This is a genomic window from Marinobacter sp. CA1 (assembly GCF_020546665.1).
Lineage (GTDB): Bacteria > Pseudomonadota > Gammaproteobacteria > Pseudomonadales > Oleiphilaceae > Marinobacter > Marinobacter xestospongiae.
On record NZ_CP071785.1, the window covers coordinates 3,654,988 to 3,675,693 of the forward strand.

Below are 20,706 nucleotides of genomic sequence, written 5' to 3' on the forward strand. Positions count from 1 at the left end.
GCAGAACCACGCGGAAAAGACCCAAGCGGATGCAGGATACATACACATTCAAGGAAATCCCCCCGCAGCGCCCCAACACGCCGCTGCTGGACCGGATTGACACCCCAGACCAACTGCGCGAGCTGTCCGCTGCCCAGTTGCCCGAGCTGGCGCGGGAACTGCGCGCCTTCCTGCTGTGGTCGGTCGGCCAGACCGGCGGCCATTTCGGAGCAGGCCTGGGGGTGCTGGAGCTGACGGTAGCCCTGCACTATGTGTTCAACACCCCGGACGACCGCCTGGTGTGGGACGTGGGCCACCAGGCCTACCCTCACAAGATCCTCACCGGCCGCCGCGAACAATTGGGCACGATTCGTCAGAAGGGTGGTCTCGCGGGCTTTCCCAAGCGCGCCGAGAGTGAGTACGACACCTTTGGCGTCGGCCACTCCAGCACCTCCATCAGTGCCGCCCTAGGCATGGCGATTGCCGCCCGGATGCAGGACACCGGACGCCGCAGCATCGCGGTGATCGGCGATGGCGCAATGACCGCCGGCATGGCGTTCGAGGCGCTCAACCACGCCGGCCACCTGCGGGCCAATATGCTGGTGATCCTCAACGACAACGACATGTCGATTTCCCACAACGTTGGCGGCCTGTCCAACTACTTCGCCAAGCTGCTGGCCAGTCGCACCTACAATCAGGTTCGCGACAGCAGCAAACGACTGCTGGAAGGCACACCGCTGAAGGCGCTGGCCCGCAAGACCGAAGAGCACTTCAAGGGCATGATTGCCCCCGGCACCCTGTTTGAGGAGCTGGGCTTCAACTACATCGGCCCCATTGATGGCCATGACCTGCCGCTGCTGGTGGACACCCTGGAGAACATCCGCGCCCTAGAAGGCCCCCAGTTCCTGCATGTGGTCACCAAGAAGGGCAAGGGCTTTGCCCCCGCTGAGGCCGATCCGGTGGGCTACCACGCCATCAACAAGATCGAACCGGCACCGGCCAGCAAACCCCAGGTGGTGGAAAAACCCAACAAGCCGGCGCCCCGGCCCAAGTACGCCAACGTCTTTGGCCAGTGGCTGTGCGACGCGGCGGAACAGGATGCCCGGGTGGTTGGCATCACCCCCGCAATGTGTGAAGGGTCCGACCTGCTGGCGTTCTCCAAGCGTTTTCCGGACCGCTATTTCGACGTTGCCATTGCCGAACAGCACTCGGTCACCCTGGCGGCTGGCCTGGCCTGTGACGGCGCCAAGCCGGTGGTGGCCATCTACTCCACCTTCCTGCAACGGGCCTACGATCAGCTGATCCACGATGTCGCCATCCAGGATCTGGACGTGCTGTTCGCCATCGACCGGGCAGGCCTGGTCGGCGAAGACGGCCCCACCCACGCTGGCGCGTTCGACCTCAGCTACCTGCGCTGCATTCCCAACCTGGTGGTGATGGCGCCGGCGGACGAGAACGAAACCCGCCAGCTGTTGCACACCGGCCTGATGCACGACGGCCCTGCAGCCGTGCGCTACCCCCGGGGCACCGGCCCCGGCGTCGACATGCAGCAGACGCTGACCCCCCTACCCCTGGGCAAAGGCCGGATGCGGCGGGAAGGCAAGCGCATTGCCATCCTCAATTTCGGCACCCGCCTGAGTGCCGCCGAGCAGGCCGCCGAGGCGCTGGATGCCACCGTGGCGGACATGCGCTTCGTTAAACCGCTGGACGAGGCTCTGGTGCTGGCACTGGCGGAGAACCATGACCTGCTGGTCACGGTGGAGGAGAACGTCATTGCCGGCGGCGCCGGCAGTGCGGTAGGTGAATTCCTGCTGGCACAGGGCCTGGCTCAGCCCCTGCTGCAACTGGGCCTGCCGGATCGCTTTGTCGATCACGGCAAACACGGCGAGCTGCTCAGCGAATGCGGCCTCGACGCCGACGGCATCCGCCAGGCCATCGAACGGCGCCTCGACAGCCTGCCCCAGGGCCAGACCCTGCAGGCGGTGAGATAGATTCCCGACGGGGCCTACGGCCCCGCCGATACCCCGACTAGCCTTCGGGATCGTCGTCCTGATGGGTTTCCAGCCAGTGTCCCAGCTTACTCTGCTTGGTAGCCAGGTAGCCTTCGTTGTGAGGGTTGCGACCAACGTGGAGGGGAACCCGTTCGGCAATGTCGATGCCGTAGGACGTCAGCGCGGCAACCTTGCGGGGGTTGTTGGTCATCAGCCGCAGGCTGCGGATACCGAGGTGGTCAAGCATGTCCTTGCACATGCTGTAATCCCGCAGGTCGGCGGCAAACCCCAGCTTCTCATTCGCCTCGACCGTGTCGGCGCCCTGGTCCTGCAGATGATAGGCGCGGATCTTGTTCAGCAGCCCGATGCCACGACCTTCTTGGCGCAGATACAGCAGGATGCCCCGACCTTCCCGGGCGATGCTGCGCAGGGCTTCTTCCAGTTGGTAGCCGCAGTCACAACGCATGCTGTAGAGGGCGTCGCCGGTCAGGCATTCGGAATGGGTGCGGGCCAGCATTGGTTCGCTACGGTCGAGCTCCCCCAACGTCAGGGCAATATGCTCCTTGCCAGTGTCCGGTTCCTCGAAGCCATGCATGTCGAAGACACCAAAAGGGGTGGGAAGCCGGCAGGTCTGAACGTAGCGAACGGCCACAGTAAATCCTCGTGGTTAATGCGGTAAGCCGGGCATTTTAGCAGAACGGCGGCCTCACGCGCAGCCACCGCTCATCGTCAAGCGGCTCACCGGCCCGGCCTCAATCGTCGGCGCGCCAGTGACCGCTGCGCCCACCCTTTTTTTCCAGCAGCCGGACCTGCTCCACGACCATGCCCCGGTCTACCGCCTTACACATGTCATAGAGGGTCAATGCCGCCACGCTGGCGGCCGTCAGCGCCTCCATTTCCACCCCGGTCCGGGCCGCGAGCTTGCAGCGGGCCTCAATATGCACCGCCGAGACCTCCGGCTGTGGCGTCAGCACCACTTTGACCGAGGTCAGGTTGAGGGCATGACACAGTGGAATCAGTTCGTGGGTCTTCTTCGCCGCCATGATGCCGGCGATGCGTGCGGTCGCCAGTACATCGCCCTTGGGGTGCTCGCCATCGACAATCATCGCCAGGGTAGCGGGCGCCATGCGGATCAGCGCTTCGGCACAGGCCTCACGCTCGGTGACCTGTTTGTCGGTCACATCGACCATGCGGGCTTGGCCCTGGTCGTCCAGGTGGGTCAGTTTAGTCACAGTAATACCTCAGTTCGAAGAGTCTCAGGGCAGCTCAACGCCACCAATAGCCAATACCGGCGATGCCCTGGCCGCCAGCCTCCCGGGCCTGGCTCACATCGTCCGGCCCCAGGCCACCAAGGGCATACACCGGCACCGTCGCCGCGGCCGTCAGGGCCTGGAACCGGGCCCAGCCCATCGCGGCAACGTCCGGATGGGTCCGGGTCGGCTGTACCGGCGCCAGGGTTACAAAGTCGGCCCCCAACGCGATGGCGTGGGCCAGTTGCGCCTCATCGTGACAGGATACGCCAAGCCAGCAAGACGCAGGTACCGGACGCTCGTCCAGACCGGCCGCTTCCCGCCAGGGCAGGTGCAGGCCATCGACGGCAAGCCCCTGCAGGCAACTCGCCGAACCGTGTGCCAGCAGCGTGACACCGGCCTTGCGGCACACCTCCTGGGCCGCGGCCGCAAACGCCTGGTAGTCCTCGGCGCAAAGCCAGGGCGCCCTCAACACCACCATCCCGGGCTGGTGCTGAAGCTGCTGACGGAGCCGCTCGACGCCCTGCTCGACGTCGTCGAAGCCGCCGGTGATGGCCAACTGGCAGGGTAACCGCAGGGCCCGAATGATTGGGCGGTTGGCGGCGGGAAAATCCTCATCCCGGAGCTGATCCGGTGCCAGCCACTGGATTGGCTGACCTTCGCGGCCATGGGCCTCCCCTTCGGCCGCGTCGGTGCGCCAGACATCCAGGAACACCCGCTTGTCACCATAGTCGTGGCGGATGCCAATCACCGGTTGCAGGGACGCCGGCGGCACCTTGAGTCCGGTTTCTTCATCAATCTCCCGTACCAGTGCCATCTGGACGCTCTCACCAGGCTCCACCTTGCCACCGGGAAACTCCAGCAGCCCACCCTGGTGGGCGGTGTCCGGGCGGCGGGCAATCAGTACCCGCCCCTGTCGGTAGATCACCGCAACCGCAACATGAACCTCTTTCATGCTCAGGTCCGGTACTCAGCGTTGATGGTGACGTAGTCATGGGAGAAATCGCAGGTCCAGACCCGCTCAAACACCTCACCCCGACGCAGGTTGATGTGGATGGTGATCTCCTCCCGATCCATCACCGCCTGGCCACGGGCTTCGCTGTAGTCCGCAGCCCGGCCGCCGTCTCGCACCAGGCAGACATCCCCCAGCCAGATCTCCAGGGCGTCCAGGTCCAGATCGTCGATACCGGCCCGGCCAACCGCGGCGAGAATTCGCCCCCAGTTGGGGTCGGAGGCGAACAGCGCGGTTTTCACCAGTGGCGAGTGGGCCACGGTGTAGGCTACGGCCAGGGCTTCTTCCTGGGTGGCCGCCTCACTCACCTCCAGGGTGACAAACTTGGTTGCCCCCTCGCCATCGCGGACAATGGCATGGGCCAGCTCTAGGTACACCTGTGCCAGGGCCTCGCGGAAGACGCTCAGCTCCGCACTGTCCGCAGTCAGGCTGTCACCGCCGGCGGCACCGGTCGCCACCAGCATGCAGGCGTCGTTGGTGGAGGTGTCGCTGTCGATGGTGATGCGATTGAAGGACTGATCCCCCAACTCACTGGCAAGCGTCTGCAACAGGCCGGGCTCGATGTCGGCATCGGTGGCGATGAAGCCCAGCATGGTGGCCATGTTGGGGCGAATCATGCCGGCGCCCTTGCTGATCCCGGAGATGGTGATCACCCGATCACCCAGGGTGACCTGCGTCGATGCCCCTTTGGGTCGGGTGTCGGTGGTCATGATTCCGGCCGCCGCCTCCGCCCAGGCACCTTGATCCAGGTTGGCCAGCGCGGCCGGTAACGCCGACACCAGTCGCTGTAGTGGCAGAGGCTCACCAATCACCCCGGTGGAGAACGGCAACACCTGGCTGGGCGCCACACCGGCAGCCTGCGCCAGCGCCTCACAGGTCGCCCTAGCATCCGCCATACCCTGGGCGCCGGTGCCGGCGTTGGCGTTGCCGGTATTGATCACCAGATAGCGGGGCTGGCCCAGCTGCAGGTGTTCGCGGGCAACCCGTACCGGCGCGGCGCAGAAGCGGTTCTGGGTGAAGATGCCGGCTACCCGGGCGCCCTCCGCCAGCTCGAAAACCACCAGATCCTGGCGCCCGGGGGTCTTGATCCCGGCACTGGCCACTCCCAGACGAACGCCGCCAACCGGCGCAAACTCAGGCAAGGTACCCGGACCTACCGCCATGCTCTCTCTCCTGTAACTGATGGGTGTCTGTAAACGAAAAACCCGCAGCCTGGCGATGCCAGGGTGCGGGTCCAGTAACGCCAGCTTGTGTCTGTATCAGCTCACTTTGCCATGGCACTGTTTGTACTTCTTGCCAGACCCGCAGGGACAGGGCTCGTTTCGCCCCACCTTTCGCTCCTGGCGCACGAAGGTTTCCGGTGTCGCCTGGCCGGACTGGTCGCCGCCACGCTCACCTTCCGGCTGCTGGGCCGCCGCCGTGGCACTGCCTTCGTCATGGCGCAGGCGGGCAGAGGCCAGTTCCCGCTCCAGCTCGGCCTTGCGACGACGCTCAATCTCTTCCATCTCTTCCTGGCTCTGTACCCGGACGTGGCAGAGGATGCGAACAACATCCCGTTTCATGCTGTCGAGCATGGTCTCAAACAGGTTGAAGGCTTCGCGCTTGTATTCCTGCTTCGGATTCTTCTGGGCGTAGCCCCGCAGGTGGATACCGCGACGCAGGTGATCCATGTTGGACAGGTGCTCTTTCCACAGCGTATCCAGCACCTGCAGGAACACCTGCTTCTCGAACTTGCGCATGGACTCGGCGCCTACCACCTCTTCCTTGCTGGCGTAGACCTTGACGATCTCTTCCAGAATACGCTGGCGCAAGGTCTCCTCGTGGAGTTTCTTGTCTTCGTCCAGCCACTGCTGGATCGGCAGTTCGGCCGCCATCTCCTGCTGCAGCTGAGCCTCCAGGCCCGCCACATCCCACTGCTCCGGCATGCTCTGGGGCGGAATGAACTCGCTCACCAGGCTGTCCACCACATCTTCGCGGATGGTGTGGACCATGTCGGAAACATCCTCGGCCGCCATGACCTCGTTACGCTGGTCGTAGATCACCGTACGCTGGTCGTTGGCTACGTCGTCATACTCCAGCAGGGTCTTACGCATGTCGAAGTTGCGACCTTCCACCTTGCGCTGGGATTTTTCGATGACGTTGGTCACCATCCGGTGCTCGATGGCCTCGCCCTTCTTCATGCCCATCGCCTGCATCAGGTTCTTCACCCGTTCCGGAGCGAAAATCCGCATCAGGTTGTCTTCCAGCGACAGGAAGAAGCGGGAAGAACCGGGATCGCCCTGACGACCGGCCCGGCCCCGCAGCTGGTTGTCGATACGGCGGGATTCGTGACGTTCGGTACCGATGATGTGCAGACCGCCGGCTTCCAGCACCTGGTTATGGCGCTCGCTCCAGGCCGCCTTGACCTTCGCGACCTGCTCTTCCGAGGGATTCTCAAGGGCCGCCACTTCCGACTCCCAGTTGCCCCCCAGCACGATGTCGGTACCCCGACCGGCCATGTTGGTGGCAATGGTCACCGCACCGGGACGACCAGCCTGGGCGATGATCTGGGCTTCACTCTCGTGCTGCTTGGCGTTGAGGATCTTGTGCTCGATGCGAGCCTTGCGCAGCAGCATGGACAGCAGCTCGGAGGCCTCGATGGAGGCGGTACCAACCAGGATCGGCCGGCCCTCGGCTGTTACATCCTTGACCTCATCGATGATGGCCTGGAATTTCTCTTCCTGGGTGAGGTAGATCAGGTCGTTGTAATCGATCCGCTGGATGGTCTTGTTGGGTGGAATCACCACCACATCGAGACCATAGATCTGGCGGAATTCGAAGGCTTCGGTATCGGCGGTACCGGTCATCCCCGCCAGTTTGTCGTAGAGACGGAAATAGTTCTGGAAGGTGGTGGATGCCAGGGTCTGGCTCTCAGCCTGGATGTTGACCCCTTCCTTCGCCTCGATGGCCTGGTGCAGCCCCTCACTCCAGCGACGACCCGGCATGGTCCGGCCGGTGTGCTCATCGACGATGACCACCTGGCCACCCTGGACAATGTAGTCGACGTCTTTCTGGAACAGATGGTGGGCGCGCAGGGCCGAATGGACGTGGTGCAGCAGCGCCAGGTTGGTGGCGGAGTACAGGTTTTCACCTTCCTTCAGCATTTCCCGCTGCAGCAGCAGCTCTTCAACCTTCTCATGACCGGACTCGGTCAGTTCAACCTGACGGCTTTTCTCATCGATGGTGAAATCACCGGTAGGCTCACCGTCCTCCGGCGCCTCACCGCGCTCAAGGTTGGGGACCAGTTCGTTGATCTCGCGGTACAGTTTGGAGCTGTCTTCGGCGGCACCGGAGATGATCAGCGGGGTCCGAGCCTCATCGATCAGGATCGAGTCGACCTCATCGACAATGGCAAAGTGGAGGTCGCGCTGGACCTTGTCCGCGGTGCTGAACGCCATGTTGTCCCGCAGGTAGTCAAAGCCGAACTCGTTGTTGGTGCCGTAGGTGATGTCGGCCTGATAGGCTTCACGCTTCTCGGCAGGAGACTGGCCGGCAACAATCACCCCGACCTGCAGACCTAGGAACCGGTACAGTTTGCCCATCCACTCTGCATCCCGGCGGGCCAAGTAGTCGTTCACCGTCACCACGTGCACGCCTTTGCCTGGCAGAGCGTTGAGGTATACCGCCGCGGTGGCTACCAGAGTCTTACCCTCACCGGTCTTCATCTCGGCGATACGGCCTTCGTGCAGGGTGATACCACCGATCAGCTGAACGTCGTAGTGACGCATGCCCATACTGCGACGGCTGGCCTCGCGCACGGTGGCAAAGGCCTCGGGCAGCAGTGCCTCCAGGGCTTCGCCTTCGTCCAGGCGACGACGGAACTCAGCGGTCTTACCCTGCAACTCGCTGTCAGACAACGCCCCATACTGCTCTTCAAGCTCATTGATACGCGTAACTGTCTTGCGCATTCTCTTGATTTCGCGGGCGTTTTTACTGCCAAACAACTTCGTTGCAAGCTTCGTGAACATAGACCACTGCTTCTTTGATTAAACGTAGGGAGCCGGCATTCTAACCTTATTTCGCACAAGGAAAAAAGGCAGGTCCGACGGCAACGGCGACTGACACGCAAAAACCGGCACATCGGGGGAGTTCCGGCAAGGAGGGAGTGCGGTGGGGAGAGGCGGTCACGCCAGCGTGTGGGCCGCTGGCGTGCCGTCAGCGACTGGCGCGCTGGATGTAATGCTCTGGGTTCTGACTCTTACCGTCCTGCAGCACTTCAAAGTGCACATGGGGGCCGGTGGAACGTCCCGTGCTGCCCATCAATGCCAGCACCTGGCCTTTCTCGACAATATCACCCACCTGGACCTTCAGGGTCTTGCAGTGGGCGTAGCGGGTAACCAGTCCATCACCATGGTCGATTTCAACCAGATTGCCATAGCCACTGCGCTTGTCGGAGTAAGTCACCACCCCGGCGGCAACGGCGATGATGTCACTGCCATCCTTGCCGGCAAGGTCCACGCCACCATGCCAGGTGCGACGACCGGTGAACGGATCGGAACGGTAGCCATAGCGGGAGGACAGCCAGCCCCAAGTGATCGGACGACCTGCCACGAAGCGCTCGTCTTCCAGCTGCTTGTGAGAGATCAACGAGTCGAGCAGGCGCAGCTGCTGCTCCCGGTCAGCGATTCGGGCCTCCAGCTGTGCCACCATCTCCGTCAGCTCCGGCGTGGAGAAAGACTCTCCCGGCAGGGCGTCTTCGGGACCACCAACGGCCGCAGGCTGATCAAAATTGAATTCTTCGCTGGCAATCAGGCCGGATTCCACGAAGCGCTGGCCCATGGCATCCAGACGCAACAACCGCCCCTGCATCTGGCCGAGACGCAGGGTCAGGGCATCCACCTGTTGCGCGGTGCGACGCTGCAGGTCCGCCAACTGCTGATCCTGCTCGCTTAACCGCCCCTGCCACTCACGCACCAGCGGTGAAGTCACCACCACCGGCGCCTGGGCCCCTAACGTTGCACCGCCGCCAGCCTGATAGCCGGCCCACACCGCCAGCGCCAGCAGGGACACCCCGACGACCACCAACAGCAGGACGGCTGGCAGTCCGAGGGAAACCACACGGGACTGTCCGTGACGCTTGCCGACCAGGATAATATTCATGTCATGTTCTGGATTCATACGGGAACCGCTGCACCTTCCGCTGGTTGCGTTTCCCACTGGATAACTGGAACTGCCTGCGTATGTGGCAAAAACCGGGGCAGGACACCCCTTGCCACTCCGTTGCAGGCAGTCTGGCGCTCATTGGCGAGGCATCACGGGGAAACGGCACAACCAAGACTGAAACAATCAGTTGGCCCCCATGGACACGCCCGCCCATCTCAATGTAAAACGAGTGTAATACAGGACCTACTGAATAAACGTGCCGAAGTGTAACCAAATGTAACGGACGCCGTCGAGCAAAACCTGAACAATGAAGAAAAAAGCCAGCCTGGATCTCACCCCCAACGCCACTCGCCAGGGCCCGACCCTGAGGAGTCTGCTGTCAAAAGCGGAACTGCATCACCAGGTCGAACGCCAGGTTTTGGCAGCGCTTCCGGAGCGACTGCAGCACGGCGTTCGTTTTGTCAGCTACCTCGATGGCGAACTGACACTCAGCGCAGAGTCAGCCACCGTGGCCACCCAGTTGCGCTACCGGCAACATGAAATCATGGCGGCACTGCGGGAACAGTCGGTGCTGGAGTTCGTGTGGAAGTTCAAGGTCAAGGTGATTCCGGCACGCTTCGCGGCGGAAACCGTGCGTCACGCCAAGACTCTCAGTAACGAAAACGCCCGGCTCCTCAAAGAGGAAGCCGGGCACACGAAGGATAGGAAACTACGCGAGGTTCTCGAAAAGCTCGCCAGTCATACCAAGGATTGAGCCCTCCCGGCTCAACCCTGGGCGGCCAGGACTGGTTTCAGATAGGAGATTGGCGCGGTGCTCTCGTCTTCGAAGGTCACCACTTCCCAGGCGTCCTGCTCGGCCCGCAGCTTGCGCAGCAGCTTGTTGTTCAGGTCGTGCCCTGACTTCACGCCGCGGAACTCGCCAATCAGGCTGTTGCCCAGGAGGTACAGATCGCCAATGGCGTCCAGCACCTTGTGCTTGACGAACTCGTCGTCATAGCGCAGGCCGTCCTCGTTGAGGATCTTGTAATCGTCCACCACGATGGCGTTGTCGACACTGCCACCCAGAGCCAGGTTCATCGCCCGCAGTTTCTCGATATCACGCATGAACCCGAAGGTCCGGGCGCGACTGACTTCCTTCACAAAGGAGGTGCTGGAGAAATCCACCGACGCGGTCTGGGCACGGCCCTTGAACACCGGATGGTCGAAATCGATGCCGAAGCTGACCTTGAAGCCGTCAAATGGCAGGAAGGTGGCTTTCTTGTCGCCTTCTTCGATAGACACTTCCCGCTTGATGCGGATAAACCGCTTGGGAGCGTCCTGCTCGGCGATACCGGCAGACTGCAGCAGGAACACAAAAGGACCGGCACTGCCGTCCATGATCGGCACTTCCGCCGCGCTCAGTTCCACGTAACAGTTGTCGATGCCGAGACCCGCCATGGCGGACAGCAGGTGCTCTACTGTTGCCACACGGACACCGTCCTTTACCAGCGTCGTAGACAGCATGGTTTCGCCGACATTCTCGGCGCAGGCGCGGATTTCGACGACCGGATCAAGGTCCGCCCGTCGGAATACGATGCCTGAGTCCACCGGAGCGGGCTTCAGCGTGAGGTACACTTTCTCACCCGAATGCAAGCCAACGCCGGTGGCTCGGATGGTGTTTTTAAGGGTCCGTTGTTTGATCATCGGTAAATATACCCGTAACAAAAAGTCGATATCTTCTGGGCAAAAAACTGGCCAGAGGATATCAAAGAATGCAACTGAATACCATTTAACCAGCCGGCGGCCACCGGCAGGCATTCAGTCTGCCCGATTAAACCCGGTATCAGTGGTAACCCGGAGACAGCAATCTCCCCGCGATGGTAACCCAGCGGGGTCTTGCCACCCTTGGCCCTACTGACTTTTCTACGGGCAAACAGGGTGCAATGTGAGCACCCTATCAGTCCGCCTGACGACGCAGGAATGCGGGAATATCGAGATAGTCCACACTCTGCTCTTCGCTGTCCTTGCTCTGTTCCATCGCCACATTGCCATTGGCAACCGCGCGACGGCGCAGAACAGCCGGCCGGTCAAGCTGATTGTAATCGGTTGTCCCATCCAGGGAACGGGTATTGTCCACAACCTTGGTGGGTTTCTCGCGATCGCCCCCCAGGCCGGTTGCCACCACGGTCACCTTGAGTTCGTCGGTCATCTCCGGATCGATTACCGTACCCACCACGACGGTGGCCGAATCGGATGCAAATTCCCGAACGATATCGCCCACTTCGGAGAATTCGCCCAGGTTGAGATCCATACCCGCGGTGATGTTGACCAGGATACCCTTGGCGCCCTGCAGGTTGATGTCTTCCAGCAGCGGGCTGCGAACGGCAGCTTCGGCGGCTTCCTGAGCCCGGTTCTCGCCGGTGGCACGCGCCGTACCCATCATCGCCATGCCCATCTCCGACATCACCGTCTTCACGTCCGCGAAGTCGACGTTGATCATACCGTTGCGGGTGATCAGGTCGGCAATGCCCTGAACCGCGCCCAGCAGAACGTCGTTGGCAGAGGCGAAGGCGTCCAGCAGACTGGTTTTCTTGCCCATCACCGCCAGCAGTTTCTCGTTGGGGATGGTGATCAGGGAGTCCACACACTCTTCCAGTTCCTTCAGGCCTTCTTCGGCCACGCTCATGCGCTTGCCACCCTCGAACACGAACGGCTTGGTCACCACCGCAACGGTCAGGATGCCCAGCTCACGGGCAACGTCGGCAACAATCGGCGCGGCACCGGTACCGGTGCCGCCGCCCATGCCGGCGGTAATGAACACCATATCGGCGCCCTTGAGGGACTCGGCAATGCGGTCCCGGTCTTCCAGTGCCGACTGACGCCCGACTTCCGGGTTGGCACCGGCCCCGAGGCCCTTGGTGATGTTGCCACCGAGCTGGATCACCTGACGGGGGTCCATATCGGTCAGTGCCTGGGCATCGGTATTGGCACAAATGAATTCAACACCTTCGATGTCGCTGTTAAGCATGTGGCGAACGGCATTGCCACCGCCGCCGCCGACACCGACGACCTTAATCACAGCGTTTTGCTGGACATTATCTACGAGTTCAAACATTCCCCTACTCCTTCGTACTGTTGTCAGCCTGTTCCCGACTGATTTTTTTCGTCTCTGTTTTTTCGAGATACCTTCGTATTGCCGGCATGACCTCCGGCACAGCGCTGGCCCGTCAGAAATTCCCGGTAAACCAGTTTTTCATGCGCTCAACCAGGGACGGCTGTTCCTCCTGCTTGACCGTGGGCTCCTCTCCCAGATCCATCTGGCGGAAGCCATAGATCAACAACCCGACGCCAGTGGCGTAGATCGGGTTGTTGACCACCTCCGTCATCCCGGCAACGGCCTGCGGGCAGGCCAGTCGTACCGGCATGTGGAAGATTTCCTCGGCCAGTTCCACCACCCCTTCCATGGTGGAGGAACCGCCGGTGATCACGATGCCTGCCGGCACCAGGTCCTCAAACCCGGAGCGGCGCAACTCGGACTGGACCAGAGTGAACAGCTCCTCATAGCGAGGCTCAACCACTTCGGCCAGGGCCTGACGGGACAGATCCCGGGGTGCCCGATCACCAACGCTGGGCACCTTGATGGTCTCATCTGCGCCGGCCAGCTGGGTCAGCGCGCAGGCATACTTGATCTTGATTTCTTCGGCATTCTGGGTCGGTGTCCGCAGGGCCATGGCGATGTCGTTGGTGACCTGATCGCCGGCAATCGGAATGACCGCGGTGTGGCGGATCGCGCCGCCGGTGAACACCGCAATGTCGGTGGTCCCGCCACCCACATCCACCACGCACACTCCCAGTTCCTTCTCATCCTCGGTCAGCACGGCATAGCTGGACGCCAGCTGCTCCAGGATGATGTCGTCGGCGTCCAGACCACAGCGGCGGACGCACTTCTCGATATTCTGGGCCGCATTGACCGCACAGGTAACCAGATGAACCTTGGCTTCCAGACGTACTCCGGACATGCCCATGGGTTCCTTGATGCCTTCCTGGCTGTCGATAACAAACTCCTGCGGCAGGATGTGCAGGACCTTCTGATCCGCCGGTATCGCCACCGCCTGGGCCGCATCAATCACCCGATCAATGTCCGCCTGGGTCACTTCGCGGTCGCGGATGGCCACAATGCCGTGGGAATTCAGGCTCTTGATATGGCTACCTGCAATCCCGGCATACACCGAGTGGATACGGCAGCCCGCCATCAGCTCCGCTTCTTCGATGGCCCGCTGGATCGCCTGGACGGTGGTTTCGATATTCACCACCACGCCCCGCTTCAGACCCCGGGAAGGATGCGAGCCAATGCCCACGACTTCGATGGTGCCGTCCAGCTTGCGCTTGCCCACAATCGCAACCACCTTGGAGGTTCCGATATCCAGGCCAACAATCATATTTTCCGTATCAACCGATGACATGTAATTCACCAAAACGTGGTTTTGCCAATGCGTCTATGTGTTCTTGCCCGAGTCTGAAACCAGCGGTTTCCATTGCACCGCAACCCCGTTGCTGTAGCGGGCGTCCACTCGTGTGACCTGGTCCGCCCTCGGTGCCAGCTGGTCCCGGTAAACGGTCAGGAAGCGCTCGAAACGCTGCTCGACCTGATCCCGCCCCAGAGCAACCTCAATGCCGTTTGCCAACCGCAGGGTCCAGGCCCCCCGCTCTTCCAGTGCCAGACCGGCAAAGCCGATCTCTTCTGCCGCCAGGCTCTCGGACAGATGGCGCGCCATATCAATCACGTCCCGGACCCGGTCATCCGGCCCCGCCAACAGTGGCAGGCGGCCCGCGACGTCCCGGTTGGCGGGTGCAAACAGTCGGCCGGTGCGGCTGACCAGTTGTTCATGGTTCCAGTACGCCAGCGGCTTGCGTTCGCGAACGTCCACCACCAGCCGGTCCGGCCAGACCCGACGAACCGCCGCCGAGGCAACCCAGGGGCGCTGTTCCAGCGCGGTCTTGACCTCTGCCAGGTCGGTGGCGAAATAGCTCCGACCGATCCAGTCTCCTACGTGACGCTCCAGGGCATTGCGGTTCTCGCCCACCAGCTCGCCGCGCACATCGATGGCCATGATCTTGCGATCCATCGCCGCCAACACTTCACCGGTGGCCCAGGGCACCATCGCCGCCAGCAGCAGGACGGTGGTACCAAGTCCCACCTGCAACCAGGGAATCGCCCCCAGCAGCGCCCTCAGCGGGCCCAGCCGATCCGGCTCCGGGTCCAGCGAGGTTGCCCCCCGCCGCCGTGGTGGCTCGGGGGGTGTGGCGCGTCCGCGCACCAGCACCCGTTCAAGCACCGCGTTCCTCCAGCGTGTCCCGCAGAATTTTCACCACCAGCTCCTCAAAGCTGATACCCGCCGCCCGGGCTGCCATGGGCACCAGGCTGTGATCGGTCATACCCGGCGAGGTGTTCACTTCCAGCAGCCAGAACTCACCCTCGCGGTCCTGCATGATGTCCACCCGTCCCCAGGTGCGGCAGCCAACCACCTGGAAAGCTTCCACCGCCAGGTGCTGGAGTGCCAGCTCACTCTCCGGCGACAGCCCGCAGGGAATCCGATACTGGGTGTCCCCTGCCAGATACTTGGCGTCGTAATCGTAGAACTCGTGATCGGTGCTCAGGCCAATCGCCGGCAGCGCCCGCCCCTGCAGCACGCTGACGGTGAACTCCGGCCCCTCGATCCATTCTTCCACCAGCACCAGAGAATCGTGCTCACAGGCCGCCAGGTAGGCCGCTGCCAGCTCGTCCCGGTCCCGTACTTTGCGGATGCCGATGCTGGAGCCTTCCCGCGACGGCTTGACACTGAGCGGGAACGTCAGCGCCTGGGCCACGGTATCGGCATCGTCGACCGACGCCATGACCCGGAATCCTGGCGTTGGCAGGCCACAACCGGCAAACACGTACTTGGTGCGCAGCTTGTCCATTGCCAGCGCCGACGCCATCACTTCGCTGCCGGTGTAGGGAATGCCCGCCTGAGACAGGATCGCCTGCAAAGTGCCGTCTTCACCGCCACGACCGTGAAGAGCGATAAACACCCGGTCAAAGTCGGGGGCCTTCACGGTTTCCAGCAGACAACCGCGGACGTCGACGGCAAACGCGTCCACACCGGCGGACTGCAACGCCCGCAACACCGCTTCACCACTTTTCAGGGACACCGCCCGCTCGGCCGAATCGCCGCCCATAAAGACCGCGACCCGCCCCAGGGCGGCTCGGGTCTCTGCGTCAACGCGGTATTCCTGTACTGTCATATCACTCACTGTCCGTTACTCACTTGCCAGAATGCCGGCTGCCGCCAACCGCGACGCCACACCGCCAATATCGCCGGCGCCCTGAGTAATCAGCAGGTCGCCGTCCTGGAGGGTGTTTGCCAGCACCCCTTCAATGTCCTGTTTATCTTCAACAAACACCGGTTCTACCTGGCCGCGCTGGCGAATGCTGCGGCACAGCGAGCGACCATCGGCCCCCGGAACCGGGTCTTCGCCGGCGGCGTACACGTCCATCAGCAACAGGCCATCGACGTCCGACAGCACCCGCACGAAATCCTCATAGAGATCCCGGGTACGGCTATAGCGATGGGGCTGATACAGCATCACCAGCCGCCGGTCCGGATAGGCATCTCGGGCCGCACGGACCACCGCCGCCACCTCGGTGGGATGGTGACCGTAATCGTCCACCAGAGTGACGGTGCCATTGCGGGTCTGGTAATCGCCGTACACCTGGAAGCGGCGCCCGACACCGGCAAAACCAGCCAGCCCCCGGCAGATGGCGTCGTCATCAACGCCTTCGTCAGTCGCCACGGCAATCACCGCCAATGCGTTGAGCACGTTGTGGCGCCCGGGCATCTTGAGTTCCACCTCAAGGTCTGACCGGCCTCCGGGCCGCTTGACCAGAAAACGTGATCGCAGACCGTCGCTGCGAATGTTCTCGGCGCGATAGTCGGCGTCGGGGTTGTCGATGCCGTAAGTGATGATGGCCCGGGAAATGCGGGGAATGATTTCCCGTACGTAGGCATCGTCGACACACATGACCGCCACGCCGTAGAACGGCAGATTGTGGAGGAAGTCGATGAAAGTCTGCTTGAGCTTGCCCACATCACCGCCGTAGGTGTCCATGTGGTCCGCTTCAATGTTGGTCACCACCGAGATCACCGGCGTCAGATGCAGGAACGAGGCATCGCTCTCGTCCGCTTCGGCCACCAGGTAGCGGGAGCCACCCAGCTGGGCGTTGGTGCCGGCGCTGTTGAGCTTACCGCCGATCACGAAGGTGGGGTCGAGCCCGGCCTCAGCCAGTACAGACGCAATCAGACTGGTGGTGGTGGTCTTGCCATGGGTACCGGCAACCGCAATACCGTGGCGGTAACGCATGATCTCCGCCAGCATTTCCGCCCGGGGCACGATCGGGACCCGACGGGCACGGGCCGACACCACTTCCGGGTTGTCTGCCGCCACCGCTGAGGACACCACCACCACGTCCGCATCGGCACTGTTGCCCTCGGCATGGCCAATATAGACCTCCACGCCCAACGCACTGAGGCGGTCGGTCACCGCACCACGACGGATGTCCGACCCGGACACATCGTAGCCCTGGTTTTTAAGCACTTCGGCAATGCCGCTCATGCCAGCGCCACCGATACCCACAAAATGGATATGACGGATACGGCGCATTTCAGGCACCTGGTATACCAGCGGTGGGTTGTTTACATCAGGCATTGGCCGCCTCCAGACAGTAATTCACTACTCGCTCCGTCGCGTCGGGGCGGGCCAGCGCGTGCGCCGCTGCCGCCATGGTATTAATTCGTTTCCGGTCGCTGCCGAGCTCGGTCAGGGCCTCCGCCAGCCCTTCGGCGGTTAGCCGGGACTGCGGCATCAGGATCGCCGCCTTGGCCTGGACCATCTGCTGGGCATTGCGGGTCTGGTGGTCGTCCACCGCATGCGGAAATGGCACCAGGATGGCGCCAACACCCGCTATACAAAGCTCCGAAATGGTCAGCGCCCCAGCCCGGCACAGCACCAGGTCAGCCCAGCCATAGGCTTCCGCCATATCCTTGATGAAGGGCTCGATCTGCCCCTCCACACCAGCCTCGCGGTAAGCCGCCTGGGCCAGTTCCAGGTGACGCTCACCACTCTGGTGGCGTACTTCGGGGCGCATAGCGTCCAGCATCAGCGCCAGGGCTTCGGGAACCCGCTGATTGATGGCCTGAGCCCCAAGGCTACCGCCCACCACCAACAGTCGCAGCCGACCCTGACGTGCTCCCAGGCGCTCTGCCGGCTCAGCCAGCTCCGCCAGATCCTGTCGCACCGGGTTACCAGTACAACGAGTGACGACCCCGGAACCAAAGCTGCCGGGAAACGCCTCCATTACGGTCTTGGCAAAGCGGGCCAGAATCCGATTGGTCAGGCCGGCAACGGCATTCTGCTCATGCACCAGCAACGGCGTCCGGGTCAGCCAGGCCGCCAGGCCACCAGGCCCGGTGACAAATCCGCCCATGCCGATGACACAGTCCGGACGCAGGCTGCGGACCACCGCCAGCGCCTGCAACAGAGCCCGCAACAGCCGGAACGGCGCTTTCAGCAACGCCAGCTTGCCCTTGCCACGCAGGCCGGAGACCGCAATCAGTGACATCGGGATGTCGGTGTCGCCGATCAGTCGTTCCTCCATGCCACCACAGGACCCCAGCCAGTGCACTTCGTGCCCCAGGGCCTGCAGCCGACGAGCGGTTGCCAGGGCCGGGAACACATGGCCTCCAGTACCGCCGGCCATCACCAAGAATCGGCGACTAGTCATAGCTGGCGCCTCCCGGCGACGGCGCGCCTTTCTCGGCCTGTTCCAGCCTGTCATTCCGTTCCATCTCCACCCGCGCCAGGATGCCGATGCAGGCGCAGGTCACCAGCAGGCTGGAGCCGCCATAGCTCATCAGTGGCAGGGTAAGCCCTTTGGTAGGCAAGAGCCCGGTGCTCACGCCCATGTTGATCACCGCCTGCAGGCCGATCAGCAGGGTGATGCCATAGGCAAAGCTGGCGGCAAACGGCATGTCCGAGGTTTCTGCCCGGCGGGCAATGGCGAAACCGGAAAGCACCAGCACGGACATCAGCGCCAGCACCAGCAGAGAACCGATCAGGCCAAATTCCTCGGCCGTGATCGCAAAAATAAAGTCTGTGTGGGCCTCGGGCAGGAAGAACAGTTTCTGTACCGAGTTGCCCAGCCCAACACCGGCCCAGTCGCCACGACCAAAGGCGATCAGCGACTGGGTCAACTGGTAGCCGGTATCGAACTGGTCCTTCCAGGGGTCGAGGTAACTCACCACCCGCTTGAGCCGGTAAGGCTGAGTGACCACCAGTGCCACACCAATGGCCACGCAGCCGGTAATCAGCGGTAGGAACCGGGTCAGCTTCACGCCGCTGAGAAAGATCATTCCCAGAGCCGCACTCATCAGTACAACCGTGGCGCCAAAGTCCGGCTCGATCACCAGCAGCACCGACGCCAGCGCAAGCACTCCCATGGGCTTGATAAAGCCGGACCAGGTGTTCACCAGCTCGTCCCGACGACGCACCATGTAGCCGGCCAGGTAGGCGATCAGACACACCTTGGCGATTTCAGACACCTGGACATTGAACAGACCAAACGGAATCCACCGCGTCGACCCGTTCACTGTACGCCCCAGCGGGGTCAGCACCAGCACCAGCACCAGCAGGCCAACCCCCAGCAGCAGCCAGCCACTGCGCTCCCACCACGACAGCGGAACGTTGGCGGCCAGTAGCGCCACCACACAGCCGATGCCGGCAAAGATCAGTTGCCGCACTACGTAGTGGTAGCCGTTACCCACCGTCTCCGCCGCCATGTCCATGGAGGCGGAGGAAATCATGATGATCCCCAGTACCAACAGCGCGCCGGCGCTCAGCAGCAGCCACGGCAATGGCCGCCATTCACGAGCGGGAGCAACAGGCATGGCAAGGGTCGGAATCGCAGTCATGCCAACGCCTCCACCTGCTGCCGGAACGATTCACCACGGGCCTGGTAGCCTTCGAACATGTCGAAACTGGCGCAGGCCGGTGACAGCAGTACCCGATCACCGGCACTGGCATGCGCCGCCGCCTGGGCCACCGCATCCGCCATGGAGTGAGCCCGAAGCACCTCGGTGCCGGCACCGACGGCGTCAGCAATACGGTCGGCATCGGTCCCGATCAGCACCAGGGCGCGAACGTGACGGCTGACCGGTTCGGCCAGGGGCGCGAAGTCTGCGCCTTTGCCATCCCCGCCGGCGATCAGCACCAGCTTGCCGGAAGCCGGCGCCAGACTCTCAATGGCGGCGACAGTGGCTCCCACATTGGTGCCCTTGGAATCATTGATGAAGTCCACCTCGTGCCAGCGGCGAACAAACTCGCAACGGTGGGGCAAGCCGTGAAAGCGTTGGGCCGTCGCGACCATGGAAGCCATGGGCAGGCCGGCCGCTTGTCCCAGCGCCAGCGCCGCCATCACGTTGCTGATGTTATGACGCCCGATCAGGGCCAGCGATTCCGCCAACAACAGATTGTCGAAACCAAACGTGATCCAGGTGCCTTCGTCGTCGTCCCGGGTGCTGAAGGTATCCGGGTTTACCCGATGGAAGCCGTAGCACAGGAAGCGCACGCCATCCCGGGCCATGGGGGTGCTCAGGGCGTCGTCCAGATTGACCACGGCGTGCTGGCAGCCCCGGTAGATTCGCTGCTTGGCCTGGAAGTAGGCCATCTTGGAGTCGTAACGGTCCATGTGATCGTCACTGACATTGAGCACCGTCGCGGCCAGAGCATTGAGGGCGTCCGTGGTCTCCAGCTGGAAACTCGACAGCTCCAGGACGTAAAGCTCAACCGCCGGGTCCAGCAGCTCCAGCGCAGGCGTACCAATATTGCCGCCCACCGCCACATTCATACCGGCATCCCGGGCCATCTCGCCCACCAGGGTGGTCACGGTGGTCTTGCCGTTGGAACCGGTGATCGCCACGATCGGTGCCTCGGCGGCTTCGCTGAACAGGTCGATGTCGCCGCGGATACGGGCGCCCTGCTCCGCTGCCCGGCGAATCGCCGGCTCAGCCACCGCCACGCCCGGGCTGACCACCAGCTCATTGAACCCCGCAAACAACTCTGCATCGAAGGCCCCCAGAAACACCGGCACCTCGGGCCATTCGGCCTGGAGTTCCGCCAGCCCCGGGGGCGCCTGACGACTGTCGGCCACGGCGACGTCCCGCCCCTGCTGACGCAGGTGACGAACGCAGGAAAGCCCGGTCTTACCGAGCCCTACCACCAGTGTTCGACGATCCGATGCGATGACTGTCATAACCTT

17 protein-coding genes are annotated in these 20,706 nt (G+C 62.7%); 2 read left to right on the top strand and 15 right to left on the bottom strand.

Features of this window, described 5'->3' with window-relative positions; all coding sequences use genetic code 11:
- The first annotated feature begins 29 nt into the window (after window positions 1-29).
- Window positions 30-1,970: a 1-deoxy-D-xylulose-5-phosphate synthase gene (gene dxs, locus J2887_RS16745; RefSeq protein ID WP_227172232.1), complete on the top strand. Its 1,941-nt coding sequence runs from the start codon at window positions 30-32 to the stop codon at window positions 1,968-1,970.
- A gap of 37 nt (window positions 1,971-2,007) precedes the next feature.
- Here the strand turns inward: dxs and ribA are convergent, their stop codons facing one another.
- The 6 genes from ribA to J2887_RS16775 all read right to left on the bottom strand — a co-directional run bounded on the left by ribA (window position 2,008) and on the right by J2887_RS16775 (window position 9,371).
- The gene (gene ribA / locus J2887_RS16750) at window positions 2,008-2,622 is read right to left on the bottom strand and encodes a GTP cyclohydrolase II (RefSeq protein ID WP_227172233.1); all 615 of its coding nucleotides are present in this window, start codon (window positions 2,620-2,622) and stop codon (window positions 2,008-2,010) included.
- Between the two features lie 100 nt (window positions 2,623-2,722).
- Window positions 2,723-3,202 carry a cyclic pyranopterin monophosphate synthase MoaC gene (gene moaC, locus J2887_RS16755; RefSeq protein ID WP_227172234.1) on the bottom strand — a complete coding sequence of 160 codons (480 nt, stop codon included), beginning with the start codon at window positions 3,200-3,202 and terminating at the stop codon, window positions 2,723-2,725.
- A gap of 34 nt (window positions 3,203-3,236) precedes the next feature.
- Window positions 3,237-4,175, bottom strand: a complete 939-nt coding sequence (locus J2887_RS16760) for a Nudix family hydrolase (protein ID WP_227172235.1) — start codon at window positions 4,173-4,175, stop codon at window positions 3,237-3,239.
- Window positions 4,176-4,177: 2 nt separating this feature from the next.
- Window positions 4,178-5,395: a bifunctional glutamate N-acetyltransferase/amino-acid acetyltransferase ArgJ gene (gene argJ, locus J2887_RS16765; protein WP_227172236.1), complete on the bottom strand. Its 1,218-nt coding sequence runs from the start codon at window positions 5,393-5,395 to the stop codon at window positions 4,178-4,180.
- A gap of 96 nt (window positions 5,396-5,491) precedes the next feature.
- On the bottom strand, window positions 5,492-8,239 hold the full coding sequence (gene secA, locus J2887_RS16770) for a preprotein translocase subunit SecA (protein ID WP_227172237.1): 2,748 nt from the start codon (window positions 8,237-8,239) through the stop codon (window positions 5,492-5,494).
- Window positions 8,240-8,426: 187 nt separating this feature from the next.
- Window positions 8,427-9,371, bottom strand: coding sequence for a M23 family metallopeptidase (locus J2887_RS16775; RefSeq protein WP_227172238.1), 945 nt, complete (start codon window positions 9,369-9,371; stop codon window positions 8,427-8,429).
- 310 nt (window positions 9,372-9,681) lie between these two features.
- Between J2887_RS16775 and J2887_RS16780 the strand changes: the two genes are divergently transcribed.
- Window positions 9,682-10,128: a DciA family protein gene (locus J2887_RS16780; RefSeq protein ID WP_227172239.1), complete on the top strand. Its 447-nt coding sequence runs from the start codon at window positions 9,682-9,684 to the stop codon at window positions 10,126-10,128.
- 11 nt (window positions 10,129-10,139) lie between these two features.
- Here the strand turns inward: J2887_RS16780 and lpxC are convergent, their stop codons facing one another.
- The 9 genes from lpxC to murD form a co-directional block, all read right to left on the bottom strand.
- Window positions 10,140-11,057 carry a UDP-3-O-acyl-N-acetylglucosamine deacetylase gene (lpxC, locus tag J2887_RS16785; RefSeq protein WP_227172240.1) on the bottom strand — a complete coding sequence of 306 codons (918 nt, stop codon included), beginning with the start codon at window positions 11,055-11,057 and terminating at the stop codon, window positions 10,140-10,142.
- 253 nt (window positions 11,058-11,310) lie between these two features.
- Complete coding sequence (ftsZ, locus tag J2887_RS16790) at window positions 11,311-12,468, bottom strand: cell division protein FtsZ (protein ID WP_227172241.1); 1,158 nt, start codon at window positions 12,466-12,468, stop codon at window positions 11,311-11,313.
- A 112-nt stretch (window positions 12,469-12,580) separates the two neighbouring features.
- Window positions 12,581-13,816: a cell division protein FtsA gene (gene ftsA, locus J2887_RS16795; protein ID WP_227172242.1), complete on the bottom strand. Its 1,236-nt coding sequence runs from the start codon at window positions 13,814-13,816 to the stop codon at window positions 12,581-12,583.
- A 33-nt stretch (window positions 13,817-13,849) separates the two neighbouring features.
- Complete coding sequence (locus tag J2887_RS16800; protein WP_227172243.1) at window positions 13,850-14,689, bottom strand: cell division protein FtsQ/DivIB; 840 nt, start codon at window positions 14,687-14,689, stop codon at window positions 13,850-13,852.
- Window positions 14,682-15,638: a D-alanine--D-alanine ligase gene (locus tag J2887_RS16805; protein WP_227172244.1), complete on the bottom strand. Its 957-nt coding sequence runs from the start codon at window positions 15,636-15,638 to the stop codon at window positions 14,682-14,684. The genes J2887_RS16800 and J2887_RS16805 overlap by 8 nt, the downstream gene beginning before the upstream one ends.
- 15 nt (window positions 15,639-15,653) lie before the next feature.
- Window positions 15,654-17,099: a UDP-N-acetylmuramate--L-alanine ligase gene (murC, locus tag J2887_RS16810; RefSeq protein ID WP_227172245.1), complete on the bottom strand. Its 1,446-nt coding sequence runs from the start codon at window positions 17,097-17,099 to the stop codon at window positions 15,654-15,656.
- Window positions 17,092-18,174: an undecaprenyldiphospho-muramoylpentapeptide beta-N-acetylglucosaminyltransferase gene (gene murG, locus J2887_RS16815; protein ID WP_227172246.1), complete on the bottom strand. Its 1,083-nt coding sequence runs from the start codon at window positions 18,172-18,174 to the stop codon at window positions 17,092-17,094. Before murG ends, murC begins: the two co-directional genes overlap by 8 nt.
- Window positions 18,167-19,360 carry a putative lipid II flippase FtsW gene (gene ftsW, locus J2887_RS16820; RefSeq protein WP_227172247.1) on the bottom strand — a complete coding sequence of 398 codons (1,194 nt, stop codon included), beginning with the start codon at window positions 19,358-19,360 and terminating at the stop codon, window positions 18,167-18,169. The genes murG and ftsW overlap by 8 nt, the downstream gene beginning before the upstream one ends.
- Window positions 19,357-20,700, bottom strand: a complete 1,344-nt coding sequence (gene murD, locus J2887_RS16825; RefSeq protein WP_227172248.1) for a UDP-N-acetylmuramoyl-L-alanine--D-glutamate ligase — start codon at window positions 20,698-20,700, stop codon at window positions 19,357-19,359. The genes ftsW and murD overlap by 4 nt, the downstream gene beginning before the upstream one ends.
- Between the last annotated feature and the right edge of the window lie 6 nt (window positions 20,701-20,706).